This is a genomic window from Pseudomonas sp. S2_E02, assembly GCF_054668355.1.
Window position 1 is genome coordinate 356,124 of the sequence record NZ_CP162761.1, and the last position, 13,246, is coordinate 369,369.

The window sequence follows — 13,246 nt, forward strand, 5'->3', positions numbered from 1 at the left end:
CCTCTTAACGGTTCTGTTCCGGATTCCACTGGGCATACCGCTGACCGCGCAGGAACTGCCACAGGCCAAGACTCATCCCGGCGAGCGTGACCAGCAAAAACGCGGCGAGGCGGAAGGGTTTCGGCAAGCGGTGTTGCGAATCCAGCAAACCGGCAATCGCCACGGCATAGCCGAACAGTTGCGCGATCAGGGCCAGGCGATAGAAACCGTGGTCTTCCCACAGCCAGAAGTTGCTCAGCAGCAGCGGCAGCAACAGGATCGGTGCGAGACGGCGGATCAGTTTGTGGCTGATCAGCGCGATCGAATACAGGCCATATTTCAGCGGATTGAGCAGTTCGCGGCGTTGGGCCAGGCTTTGCAGACCACCGACGGTGACGCGCTGACGGCGGCGGAATTGCTTGTTGGCCTCATCGACACCGTGATCGATCACTTGCGCTTCCGGCACATAGACGATGCGTTTGTGCGCGACCGGCGCGCAGGTGCTGATAAAGAAATCGTCGTTGACCTCGGCCGGCACGTTCTGGAACAACTCGCGGCGCAGGGCGAGCAGGGCGCCGTCGGCAGAGACCATGCACCCGGTGCGATTCTCGACCCGGCGCAGCCAGCCTTCGTAATGCCGATAGAGGCTGTCACCCACGCTCAAACCGCCGCCGGTGACCGGAATCACCATGTGCCCGGCACAACCGCCGACATTCGGATCACTCAGTGGCGCGAGCAAATACCCAAGGGTTTCGCGCGACCATTGATTGTCGGCGTCAGTGAACACCAGAATGTCGCCGGTGCTGAGGGCCACGCCGGCATTCAACGTCGCCGCTTTGCCTTGGCGCGGTAGATCGAGGACGGTGATGCGCGGATCAACGATCTTGTGTGCGCAGGCCACGGTGTCATCGGTCGAACCGTCACTGGCGAGAATGATCTGCAGCGAGGCCGGCTGGTAATCCTGCGCCAGCAAGGTGCGCAACTTGTGTTCGATGTGCCGCGCCTCGTTGTGCGCGGCAATCACGATGCTGACGCTCAATGGCGGCGCCGGCGTGTGACGCCAGGCCGGGAACAGCGGCGCCAGAATCGTCAGCAGCAGCGGGTAGCCCACATAGGCGTAGACCGGCAGCACCAGGCACATCCAGAAAATGAACTCAGCCACGGGCAGGCCTCCTGGCGTTCCAATGACACAGACTCAAAATGAACGCGGCACCGGCCAGGTGCAGACGCACCCAGTGCAGGCCCCACAGTTGCAGGGTCAGACCGATATTGCGGTGTTTGAAACTCTGACGCAGGCTGAGCACCAGTCCCGGTATCAGTGTCAGCGTGACCATGACGATCGCGTGATGCGGAAAGCCGTCGAACAGCGCCGAAATCGCCAGAAAGTCCAGCAACCACACCAGCAGCGACAGCACCGGAAAGCGCAACAGGCGCAGGCTGAAGCCATGGGTGCGCAGCAGTTGCAGGTGACTGCCCTGACGCCACAACTCCTTGCCCATCCATTCGCGCCAGTTCATTTCGTAACCCCAATGCAGGGCGACGTTGTCATTGATCGACAGCAGCCGCGCACCCTGTTCGTGCAGGCGCAGGGTGAATTCCTTGTCTTCGCCGGTGCGCAGGCTTTCGTTGAAACCGCCGACCTTGTCGAACCAGCCCCGGCGCATCAGCAGGTTTGAGCTGGGCAGCCAGTCAACGACGTGGGACGCCTGCGACGACGCGCGCGCGGTGCGGCGTTGCCAGGCGGTGGCGTACCACGGCGCTTCGGCGGGGGTGTGCAGATCAAGGCCGAAGACATCGGCCTGGCCGCTGGCCTCAATGTCGAACAACGGCTTGAGCCAACTCTCCGGCATTTCAATGTCAGCGTCGATGAAGGCCAGCCATTCACCCGTGGCGATGGCCGTGCCGCGATTGCGCAGGGCGCCGATCAACAAACCCGGCTGCACCAGCACCTGCGCGCCGAACTGGCGGGCGATGTGTGGTCCCTGATCGGTCGAGCCGTTGTCGACCACGATCAACTCGCACTCGACATTGGCCGCATGGGCAGCTTTTTGCGCGGCAAGCAAGGTGCGGCCAATGTGCCGCGCCTCGTTGAACATCGGGATGACGATGCTGATGCGGATCATGCCTTTGCCTCCGTGCTCAGGGGCGCCTGCTCGGCTTTCAGGCGCAGGACGCTGGTCATGGCGAGCATGATCCACACGTATTTCTGGTTCGGTGCGCTGAGGAACATCAGGAACAAGGTCAGCGACAGGAAGCTCACACCGAGGTGGGTCATCATGTCGGCCTGATGCCATTCGCGGCGCAACATCCACGCGGCGCGTGCGCGAATCAGGTTGTACAGACCGAGGCCGAGCATGCCGACGAACAACAGCCCGGCGGGAATCCCCAGTTCGCTGAAGATTTCCAGGTAGGTGTTGTGCGCACGACGATAGAGGTCGCCGATTTTGCGGTTAGCCGAAAACGCCTTGGCGTAACCCGTGGTCGCGTAATGCAGCGGGAAGGTGCCGGGACCGGAGCCGAGCAGCGGGTTCTCGCGGATCATCTGGCTGCCAACCACGATGTACGAAGCGCGGCGGCCGAGGGATTCGTCCTGAGCCTTGGAACCGGCGCTGAGAATACTCAGGGACTGGATGCGCGCCATATAACCGGCGGGCATTGCGTAGATCGCCAGCGGAATCACGATCGCTGCGCCAAGCATGGCGAAGCCCAGATGCCGAGGGCGAATCCGTGTCAGTTGGGTGCGGTAATGCCAGCAGCCGATCAGCAGGCTCAAGGCCAAGACCACCAGACCCGAGCGCGATTCGGTTTTGGTCATGCCGCCCAACAGCATCAGGCAGCAACCGCCCCAGAACAACCGGTGCAGCAGGTTCGGGCTGCGGATCACCAGTAACAGCCCCAGCGGAATCGCAAAGGCGATCAGCAGGGCGAACGCGTTGGGGTCTTCGAGCAGTCCGGCGGCGCGACCCTGATCCTGAAATTTGGTCGAGAACATTGCCATCGCACAGGTGGTGCTGACGGCGAGGGTGACGAGCCGGGCGAACAGATCGAGGTTCAGCTCGCGGCCGATCAACAGGGTGATGACAAACAGAATCAGACCGACGCTGAGCTCGCGCAGGTGGCCGAGCGACATGCCCAGGTCATCGGTGTTGAGCAAACTCAGAAAGTACAGCACCAGAAACCAGATCAGGAAGCGCCAGATATTGCTGCGCAGGCGCTCCGAGGGAATTTGGTGCAACGCCAGTTGCAGCATCAGGATCACCGCCAGTGAAGCACCGATCAGCTTGCTGCCCGAGAACGACGTGTCCTTGAAAAAGCCCTCGAACGGCACCAGTGCAGCAATGCCGAGCAGGCCCCAGGTCGGTTTGCGGTACAGCAGCGCAAAGCCCACCAGGCCCAGCACCGCCCCCGGCGCCAGAAACGGATAAGGGCTGGCCAGCAAACCGATGCAGACCAGACCGAGCAGACTGACGATCGAGAGCGGGAAAATCATGCGCGTGCCTCCCGTGCCGTGCGGATGTACAGCTGCGACCAGCGCTCAGCGAGCGCCTTGAGGTCGTAGCGATCCTGTTGTGTGCGTTTTGCGTTGTCGCGCAGTTGCCGGGCCAGCTTCGGCTCGCTCAGCAACGTGTCGAGCTGACGGGCGAGGGCGGCGCAGTCGGCCGGTGTGGCGAGTAAGCCGTTGTGCCGGTGTTCGAGCACATCGGGAATGCCGCCGACGCCGAACGCCACCACCGGTACCCCGGCCTGCATGGCTTCAAGCAAAATCATTGGTGTGCCTTCGGTGCGCGAGCTGATCACCAGCGCATCGAGTTGCCGCCACCACGGTTGCATGGCGATCTGATAACCGGGCAAACGAATGCGTTGCTGCAAACCGGCGTTGTCGATCCGCGTCTGCAACACTTCGCGTTCCGGGCCGTCACCGAGCATCACCGCATCCAGTTGTGGATGCTGGTGACACAGCGGAATCAGCGCATCAAGAAACAGATCCGGGCCTTTCTCGCTGCTCAAGCGGCCGACGTAACCGACCAGCCAGCGCTGCCGATCCGCGTCAGGCACCAGCGCCGCAGCGGCTGGCAAACCATTGGGGATCACCTGCAATTTCTCCGCGCGGACGCTGGCCTGACGGTGCAGCGCGGCGATACTTTCCGCCACGCAGACCACCCGATCCACCGACGCGGTTCGGCACAGTTGCAGACTTAGCCAGGTGTAGAACTTCTGCTTGCGACTGCGCGGTGTGAAGCCGTGCTGGGTGATCACCAACGGCAGGCGCAACAGGGTTGCGCCGACCCAACCGAACAACAGCCCTTTGAAGTTGTGCGTATTGATCAGCGGTTTTTCACTGCGGCGCTGACGCAGATACTGCAGCAATTCTCCCAGCCCGGCACAGCCGCGACAGTCGACCCCGGCCGTGCGAAAGCGCGCGATCAGTTCTGGCGGCGCGTCGAGGAACAGCACCTGATGCTGACCCGGCGTCGCCAGACAATGATCCAGCAACATGCGCTCGGCGCCATAGAAGCCGCCGCTGCTGAGCAAATGAATGATCGGCAGCGCGGCAGTCGGGGAGGATGCGGTGCTCAATTGCGCACCCAGTGCAGGAAGCTTGGCACCGTCCAGTTCTTGTGCGGATTGCTCGGCAGCGCGTTCTGGTCGTTGATCACCAACAGCACCGGCAAACCCAGTTCGTGGCTGATTTGCGCCGGGTGTTTGAAGCGGTGATCGAAGAACTCACGCACGTAGACCAGGGCAATCGCCAGCAACAACCCGGTGAACAAACCGAATGGAATGATCAGGCCCGGTTTCGGGAACGCTGCTTCGGTCGGTTCGAACGGCGGGCTGAGCACCCGGGCGTTGGACAGATCGTCGTTGAGCGCGCCGGTGGTGCTGCTTTCGGCGAAACGTTGGGCGTAAGTCGAGAAGGCGGCGTGCAGCGCATCGATTTCGGTGTCCATCTGCCGCAGCTTGCTTTGCGTCTGCTGCAACTCGTGGATGCGGTTCTTGAACTCGGCGATGCGCGCGGTTTTCTGATCGATCACTTGCTTGACCACCGCCAGATCGTTGGTGCGCTCCTGGATGCGGTTGCTCACCACTTTGAGGAACTGGCCACGGGTGCGAGCAATCTGCTCGCGGGTCAGCAGCATCGGTTCACTGCCGGGCTGGAACACCGCCAGGTCATTCATGTAGCGGCTGACCTGGGTGGTCAGTTGCTCGCCCATCTGTTTGATTTCCCGATCTTCGAACGCCACGTTGTCGACGGTGGTGGTGAAGGTGTAGGGGAAGGTGTAGTCGTTGAGCTTGTTGTTGCTGGCCGCAGCCAACGCGGTTTTCAGATATTCGAGCCAGCGCTGGCTCTGCAACAGGCGATCCTGATACAGGTTCAGGGCTTGCTCTTCGGTGTTGATCGCGTTGAGGCGGAAGGTGATTTCTTCCTTCGGATCCGACGAGCCGACACTTTCCAGCAAGGCTTGGCGATTGCCTTCCAGGCCGTCGAGGCGCACCTGGTAGAGATGCTTTTTCGACTCATAGAAGGACTGCGGCAAGTCGATCGACTGCAAGGCCTGACGGCTGAACAGATAGTTCTGCAGCAAGGCTGAAACAAACGTCGTGCCCTGATGCGGATCGGGGAAGCTGTAGATGATCGAGATCACGTTGGAGCCGGGCAGGGTCTCGATTTTCAGGCTATCGATGGCTTGCTGGGTGAAGGCGTCGAGCGCGGTGTCACGCACCGGATCGGTGTCCAGCCCGAGCACATTGCGCAGCGGATTGATCACGTATTGGCGCAGCGGTGAAGTGACGTAGCGCTTGAACGGCTCGGCCACCAGTTTGCTGAAAATGCCCGGCGAAGGCGTGTATTCGCCCTTGTCGCGCAGTTCGCTGATGGTCTGACGGATCAGCGCCGGCGAGCGGAGGATATTGCTCTCGGTTTCCATGTCCGCCAGCGACGGCGGAATAAACGTGGCGTTGTCCACCGTGAGTGACGTGGTGGCGTCACCCTGGGAGAGTTTTTTCGACTGCACGATCACCTGCGCGGTGATATCGAAGCTCTGTTTGAGCACCAGCGGCAGGAGCAGGGCGATGACTGCAAAGATCAGGAAGACCCGTTTCACCAGTTGTTTGTTGGCGAAGAAGATCCTGAAGAACTCATGCAGGTAGTTTTCCTTTGGATTCATGTCGGTCACCTGAGAGTCAGTTGTTGTTGCTGCCTTTGTTGTCGACGCGGTAGCCGAAGCTGAACCCGACGCCCTGGAACAGCACCACATCGGCCAGTTGGCGAGCGAGTTCGCCGGCGCTGGCCAGTTTGGTTTTTGGCACGAACAGCATGTCGTCCGGTTGCAGGTAAGCGATTTGCGAGGCATCGCCGGACAAGGCTTTTTCGACGTCGTAATGCACCGCCTGCACCTGATTGCCATTGCGCCGCATGATCACCACCGAATCCAGGCGCGCCTTGACGTTAGTGCCACGGGCCAGGGTCAGTGCTTCAAGCACCGACACCGGCCGGCGGATCGGGTAGGAACCTGGTTGACCGACTTCGCCCAGCACATAGATTTCGTTGCCGGCGGTGGATTTCAGCAGCACGTCCACGGTCATCCGGCCCGGCAGTTGCGCGTATTTCTGGTTGAGGAAGGTTTCCAGTTGATTGACGGTCATGCCTTGCAGCGGCACGGCGCCGATTTCCGGGAAACTCGCGTAGCCGTCAGTGCCGACGGTGATCTCGCGGCTCATACCGGTGGCCGGGTGGTTCAGCGCGCTTTTCAGGTTCTGCTCATTGGTCAGCGGGCTGATGATTTGCACGGTCAGCTGATTGCGGTTGGGCTGGAACAGTTGCTTGCGCTGATAGGCGCGCTGGATTTCTTCACGGGCCTGATCGCTGGTCAGCCCGGCGATTTTCACCGAGGTGTTGGCGCCCGGCAGTTCGATGGTGCCGTCGGGCAGCACCAGTTGATTGCCGTTGAGCTGGCTGGCAGCGGTGAAGTTCAGGCCGATCTGATCACCCGACTGCACACGGTAGGCGTCCGAGCCGCTGGTGCTGATATGGAAGATCACGTCGAGCACGTCCTGCGGGCGCAGGGTCTGCTCGATCTTCGGCATATCGGTCGCCTGGGCGTTGGCCGGGGTGGCGGTGAGGATATTCACCGGCATGTTCTGGGTTTCGGAGGTGCTCGAGCAGCCTGCAAGCGGCAGCATCAGCAGCACAAGAATCTTGGCGTTCATGGCGTCATCCTTCGCGTTCGCTTAGAGGTTTTTGTAAAGCCATTTGGGCATGTAGTACTTTCGCCGGTTGAACACGCTACCGACCACTTTGGCTCCGGCCTGAGTCAGGCGTTGCACGGCGGCCTGGGCGGCTTCCCAGCGGGTGTCTTCTGCGCGCACGACAAACACCACACCGTCGACCTGAGTGCTGATGACCAGCGTGTCGGCAGCGGAATACACCGCGTCGCCGTCGATCACCACGAAGCGGTACTGGCTGCCCAATTGATCGAGCAACGGGCTCAGGCGCTCGGCGGTCAGGTGTTCCATGGTGCGGATCGGCCGGCCATTGGGCAGCACGTGGAAGGGCAGGCTCGACACCTGCACCACGCAGTCCTGCAACAGCGGCGGGTTGTCCGGGTTGAACAGCAAGTCGCGCAGGCCGCGCTCCTTGCTCAGGTTCAGCTGCTGCGTGAGGTTGCTCGCCGACTGGCTGGCATCGACCAGCAGCACCTGGCCGCTGCTCATTTGCGCCAGTTGGCTGGCCAGCGCCAAGGCACTGGTGGTGGTGCCGGCGCCGGGATTTGCGGCGGTCAGGAACAGGATCCGCAGGTCGAGATCCAGCACGGTCGAGGTCAGGTTCGATTCGCTGGGGTTGGCAATGCTCAGGCTTTTGTTGGTTGAACCGTCCATTAGCTTGCTCCGTGGCCGCTGAATACTTTGAAGGGGGTTTTCAACAGAATCTTCAGATCAAGCAAAAGGCTCTGCTCGGCGATGTAGCTGAGGTCCAACTCAACGCGCTGGTCGAAGTCGATATTGCTGCGTCCGGAGATCTGCCACAGGCCGGTCATGCCGGGGTAGATCGCCAGACGGGCGAGGTGATTGTCCTTGTAGCGGTAAGCGTTGAACGAGGTCGGGCGAGGGCCGACCAAGCGCATGTCACCGGTCACCACGTTGATCAGGTTCGGCAGTTCATCGAGGCTGGTGCGCCGCAGAAAACCGCCGATGCGGGTGATGCGCGGATCGTGGTCGATTTTGAAATCGATGGCGTCGGCACCGTGCTTGTTGAGGTGGCGCAGCGATTCTTTCAATTCTTCGGCGTTGGCGACCATGGTGCGGAATTTGTACATGCCGAACTTGCGGCCGCGGTAACCGGTACGCTTTTGCACGAACATCACCGGCCCTGGGCTGCTGAACTTGATGACCAGTGCCAGACCCAGCAGCAGTGGCGAGATCAGCACCAGAATCATTAGCGCACCGAGGCAGGCGACCACGCGATTGGTGCGTGACAGTTGCCATGGGCGACCGCCGTCGCGGCCAGTGAACCAGCCGCGACCCTGGCGATGGATTGCCGCGTCGAGACGCATTCGGTGCTCGGGGTCAACGCGCTTGTCACGGCGCATTTCCTGGATCGGCACACCTTTCTCATGTCCAGTCATGGAGTCCTCCGCATTAATTCAGCCGCGAGCGGCGCGTGGGCGATAGGCAGTGGGGTAGTAGTCGCGGAACCAGGCGATGAATCGCCCAAGCCCCTCATCCAGCTCGATCCGGGGCTGAAACCCGGTGGCTTGGGCCAGGTCGCTGGCCTCGGCGCAAGTGTTGAGCACGTCGCCCGGTTGCAGCGGCAGCAGCTCGACAATGGCTTTCTGGCCGAGATGTTTTTCCAGCAGCGCCAAATAGGTTTTCAGCTCGACCGGGTGCTGCCCGCCGATGTTGAACAGCCGCCACGGCGCCATGCTGCTGGCCGGGTCGGGCAGCTCGCGATCCCAGTGCGGGTCGGCGTGCGGAGGGCATTCGGTGAGGCGGGCGATGCTTTCGATGATGTCGTCGATGTAGGTGAAATCGCGCTGGTGCTCGCCATAGTTGAACAGCTTCAGTGGCTCGCCTTCGCTGATCGCCCGGGCAAACTGGATCGGCGACATGTCCGGCCGGCCCCAAGGCCCGTACACGGTGAAAAAGCGCAGGCCGGTGCAGGGAATGCCAAACAGATGGCTGTAACTGTGCGCCATCAGCTCGTTGGCTTTCTTGGTCGCGGCGTACAGCGACAGCGGGTGATTGACGCCGTCTTTCACAGAGTAGGGCGTGTGCTGATTGGCGCCGTACACCGAGCTCGATGACGCGTAGATCAGGTGTTCGACCGGGTGATGCCGGCAGCTCTCGAGAATATTCAGGAAACCGTTGAGGTTGCTGTCCAGATACGCCTTGGGATTGTCCAGCGAGTAACGCACCCCGGCTTGCGCGGCGAGGTGAATCACCACTTGCGGCCGTTCGCGGACAAACAGCGCGTCAATGGCCGAGGCGTCGGCCAGGTCAACCGTGACGAGCTGGAAATCGCCGGCCTGCTCACGCACCCACTGCACGCGGTCGTGCTTGAGTTGCGGGTCATAGTAGGCGTTGAAATTGTCCAGACCGACCACTGAATGCCCGTCGCGCAGCAGCCGCAACACGCAATGGGCACCAATGAAACCGGCCGCACCGGTGACCAGCACCTTCATGGCCGTAGCCCTTCGGGGGCAATGTGGCGCAGGCCGATGCCGCTGTAATGCAAACCGGCGGCAGCCACTTGTTCCGGGTTGTACAGGTTGCGGCCGTCGATGATCACCTTCGAACGGAGCTTTTCGGCGAGCAACTCGAAATCGACCACGCGGAAGTTTTTCCACTCGGTGCAGATCACCAGTGCGTCGGCGTCTTCCAGGGTGTCGTCGCGGGTGGCGCACAGGTGCAGGTCGTTGCGGTAGCCGTAGAGGCGCCGGCATTCGGACATCGCTTCCGGATCATAGGCTTGCACGCTGGCGCCTTCGGCCCACAGCGCATCCATCAAGTAGCGGCTGGGGGCTTCGCGCATGTCATCGGTGTTGGGTTTGAATGCCAAGCCCCAGATCGCGATGGATTTGCCGGCAAGGCCTTGCGGGAATTGCGCTTTCAGTTTGCTGAAGAGTATGTGCCGCTGCAGGTCGTTGACGTCGGTGACGCTGCGCAGCAGTTTCAACGGCATGCCGTTGTGTTCAGCGGTGTGCAGCAGGGCGCGCAGGTCTTTGGGAAAGCATGAGCCACCGAAGCCGCAGCCCGGATAGATGAAGTGGTAACCGATGCGCGGGTCAGAACCGATGCCTTTGCGCACCGCTTCGATGTCGGCACCGAGCAGTTCAGTGAGGTTGGCCAGTTCGTTCATGAAACTGATGCGCGTGGCGAGCATGGCGTTGGCGGCGTACTTGGTCAGCTCGGCGCTGCGGTTGTCCATGAACATCAGTTTTTCGTGGTTGCGGCAGAACGGCGCGTACAGCTCGCTCATTTGCTCGCGAGCTACGTCGTCACGGGTGCCGACGATGATCCGGTCCGGGCGCATGCAGTCGGCGAGGGCGCTGCCTTCCTTGAGAAATTCAGGGTTGGAGACCACCCGTACGGTCAGACCTGCCTTGTCGCGGCGCTGCAATTCGCTGTTGGCGGTGGCCAGCACCTGATCGGCCGTGCCGACCGGTACCGTGGATTTGATGATCAACGTGCGATCGGCCTCCATGTGCGAAGCGATTTGCCGGGCGACGTTGAGCACGTGGCTGAGGTCGGCAGAACCGTCCTCATCGGCCGGGGTGCCGACGGCGATGAAGATCAGTTCGGCATGCTCGACCGCATCGCTGGCCTGGGTGCTGAACAGCAGACGGCCGGCCTTGATGTTCTCTTCAAGAGTACTGGACAAACCTGGCTCGCTAATTGGCGGCACCGCTTGTTGCAGTTGTTTAATCTTGTTTGGGTCAATATCCACGCATAAAACGCGATGACCGACATCTGCAAGTGCGGCGGCTTGTATTAATCCAACATAGCCCGTGCCAAATACGCTCACGTCCATCTGCGCACCCTCGATAGAGCGAAAAGAAGAAGTTCGGAAGAAGACTGTAAATGGGGTATAGCGCAGGGTTTGCAAAGCGTGTCAGCAAAATGACATGTTGCATCTGTATAACACTTGAGCATTTTTTGGCGATTGGCCATCAAGTCATTGCTGCGATTGAGTTTGTTGGTTTTTTGCAGATTTGTTCAGATTCAAAATAAGCGATAAACGGTCGTAAGCCTTTAATTTAAAGGCTTCTGGGGTTTGATGTGTGTCAGATTTGAGTCATCGGTTTTTTGACGCTTTTTACAAAAGGCAGTCAATTCTTGCGCTTTGATGGCCGGGTGCTAGTGTCAGATTCTGATTGACAAGCTTTTGACTCTCCGCCGTTTTGCAAGACCGGTATCGCCATGTTCAGATATGCGAAAGAATTGCTTTTAATTATTTATTTTCTGCTTTATGTCGAATATTACATAGAGCGGTTAAATGCTATCGGCCTCGGTTTTGCTGTACTTCTTTTTGGCGCGATGTTTTTGGCGCTAACTTTAGCGTTATATCTAACGGCCTATATACGGCAGAGTCTCATCCGGCATGCATTCGCATTGGTGATGTTCGCCTCCGCAGTGTTTTTCGATGTCTACACCCGGGTCACGGCGGATTACCTGAGCTACAGCAGCTTCGTCTCGCTGGTGTATTCCGGCGGCTTCATCCAGGAAGCGGCGTACCAGTATCGAGACGCGATCCTGCACGGCGCCCTCAGCGGTTTGTTGTTGCTGTTCGGCATCGGTCTGAGGCCTCGCCACGGCCTGGCGATTCCCAACGCGTTACGTGTGGCGGCGCCGCTGTGCGGCGTGTTGCTGCTCAGTGCGGTGCTGTTCTTGCGTGCGGGCGAGGGCGCGCGGGGTTTGCCGATCATGTACACGCCGCTGGCCTACCTGAACCTGTTTGCCTATGAAGCCCTGCACAGCACCGTCGGCCCGCGCGAACCAGTGACACTGACGCGCACCTCGCCAGCCGTCGGTCACGATATCGTGCTGATCATCGATGAAAGCATCTCCGGCAATTATCTGGACATCAACGCGCCGTTCGGGGTGCACAGCAACCTCAAGCAGGCGCATCCCGGTGTCGACATCTTCAATTATGGTTACGCCGCGTCCATCGCCAATTGCAGCGCCGACACCAACGTGACCCTGCGTTACGGCGGCACCCGCGCTGACTACATGCGCATCAACAGCACACTGCCGTCGATCTGGCAGTACGCGAAAAAGGCCGGGCTGCGCACGGTATACATCGATGCCCAGCGCACGGCTGGCAATCTGCAGAACCTGATGACTGATACCGAGAAGAAGGACATCGACCAGTTTGTGCAATTCGACCAGACCAGCGTGCGCGATCGCGACATGGCGGCGGCAGCGAAGCTCATCGAATTGCTCAACGACGACCAGTCAGAGTTGGTGGTGATCAATAAGGTCGGCGCGCACTTTCCGGTGCATGACAAATACCCGGATGCGTTCATGGCCTACCGCCCGACCTTACCGCGCGGGCAGTTCACCGAGGTGGCCGATACCGGCGAACGCACCGGTTTCAACGGCCAGCCAGACGATTGGGTGCTGTACCGCAACGCCTACAAGAACACTGTGTTGTGGAATGTCGGCGAATTCTTTGCGCGGGTGTTCGCCCAGGGCAATCTGAACAATGCATTGCTGATCTACACCTCTGATCATGGTCAGGATTTACACGAGCGCGGTAATCCGGGCCTGAACACCCATTGCGGTGGCGATCCGGTGGAGGAGGAAGGGCTGGTGCCGCTGGTGGTGATTCAGGGCAGCGATCTGAAGACACTGGACTGGTCGGCACAACTGGCGGCGAACAAGGATCGCTCCAGCCACTACAACATCTTCCCGACGCTGTTGCAGTTGATGGGTTATGACCTGGCGGGGATCGAGGCTGTTTATGGCAAGCCACTGAGTGTCGCGACGGCGGATGAATTTACCTTCAACTACCGCTTCAATGCACGGTTGGGTGCCAAGCCTGAGTGGAAGCACATTGATCTGGGCAGCATTGTCACGCCGTCGCAGGCGCCGACGAGTGTGGCGGCGGGGCAGTAAGTTTGAGTTGGCTGGGCTGACGCTTTCGCGAGCAGGCTCGCTCCCACATTTGAAATGCGATCAACCTGTGGGAGCGAGCTTGCTCGCGAAGGGGCCGGTCAATTCAACGCTGAGTTCAAGTCGGTCATCGCCATCCGCTATCCTTGCCCCA

11 protein-coding genes are annotated in these 13,246 nt (G+C 60.3%); 1 reads left to right on the top strand and 10 read right to left on the bottom strand.

From position 1 onward, the window contains the following. Positions 1 to 4: 4 nt before the first annotated feature. From AB4O01_RS01485 to AB4O01_RS01530, 10 genes are read right to left on the bottom strand one after another with little or no spacing between them, the layout of a single operon-like run. A complete protein-coding gene (locus tag AB4O01_RS01485; protein ID WP_257358158.1) occupies positions 5 to 1,141 on the bottom strand; it encodes a glycosyltransferase in 1,137 nt (378 codons plus the stop codon). Further along, complete coding sequence (locus tag AB4O01_RS01490; RefSeq protein WP_460090412.1) at positions 1,134 to 2,102, bottom strand: glycosyltransferase; 969 nt, start codon at positions 2,100 to 2,102, stop codon at positions 1,134 to 1,136. Before AB4O01_RS01490 ends, AB4O01_RS01485 begins: the two co-directional genes overlap by 8 nt. After that, positions 2,099 to 3,469 (bottom strand): O-antigen ligase family protein, encoded by a 1,371-nt coding sequence (locus AB4O01_RS01495; protein WP_093439168.1) that lies wholly within the window; start codon positions 3,467 to 3,469, stop codon positions 2,099 to 2,101. The genes AB4O01_RS01490 and AB4O01_RS01495 overlap by 4 nt, the downstream gene beginning before the upstream one ends. Then, complete coding sequence (locus AB4O01_RS01500) at positions 3,466 to 4,557, bottom strand: glycosyltransferase family 4 protein (RefSeq protein WP_186624622.1); 1,092 nt, start codon at positions 4,555 to 4,557, stop codon at positions 3,466 to 3,468. Before AB4O01_RS01500 ends, AB4O01_RS01495 begins: the two co-directional genes overlap by 4 nt. Next, entirely contained in the window at positions 4,554 to 6,146 is a 1,593-nt protein-coding gene (locus AB4O01_RS01505; protein ID WP_460090414.1) for a GumC family protein, read from the bottom strand. The genes AB4O01_RS01500 and AB4O01_RS01505 overlap by 4 nt, the downstream gene beginning before the upstream one ends. Positions 6,147 to 6,162: 16 nt before the next feature. Further along, the gene (locus AB4O01_RS01510; protein ID WP_093439157.1) at positions 6,163 to 7,188 is read right to left on the bottom strand and encodes a polysaccharide biosynthesis/export family protein; all 1,026 of its coding nucleotides are present in this window, start codon (positions 7,186 to 7,188) and stop codon (positions 6,163 to 6,165) included. 21 nt (positions 7,189 to 7,209) lie between these two features. Next, a complete protein-coding gene (locus AB4O01_RS01515) occupies positions 7,210 to 7,857 on the bottom strand; it encodes a CpsD/CapB family tyrosine-protein kinase (protein WP_093439152.1) in 648 nt (215 codons plus the stop codon). Beyond that, on the bottom strand, positions 7,857 to 8,603 hold the full coding sequence (locus AB4O01_RS01520) for a sugar transferase (RefSeq protein ID WP_093439148.1): 747 nt from the start codon (positions 8,601 to 8,603) through the stop codon (positions 7,857 to 7,859). Before AB4O01_RS01520 ends, AB4O01_RS01515 begins: the two co-directional genes overlap by 1 nt. Positions 8,604 to 8,621: 18 nt before the next feature. Further along, on the bottom strand, positions 8,622 to 9,659 hold the full coding sequence (locus AB4O01_RS01525; protein WP_093439143.1) for an NAD-dependent epimerase: 1,038 nt from the start codon (positions 9,657 to 9,659) through the stop codon (positions 8,622 to 8,624). Then, entirely contained in the window at positions 9,656 to 11,008 is a 1,353-nt protein-coding gene (locus AB4O01_RS01530; RefSeq protein ID WP_116255338.1) for a UDP-glucose dehydrogenase family protein, read from the bottom strand. The genes AB4O01_RS01525 and AB4O01_RS01530 overlap by 4 nt, the downstream gene beginning before the upstream one ends. 389 nt (positions 11,009 to 11,397) lie before the next feature. On the opposite strand from AB4O01_RS01530, the gene AB4O01_RS01535 reads away from it, so the two are divergent. Continuing rightward, positions 11,398 to 13,095: a sulfatase-like hydrolase/transferase gene (locus AB4O01_RS01535; RefSeq protein WP_460090416.1), complete on the top strand. Its 1,698-nt coding sequence runs from the start codon at positions 11,398 to 11,400 to the stop codon at positions 13,093 to 13,095. Positions 13,096 to 13,246: the final 151 nt, after the last annotated feature.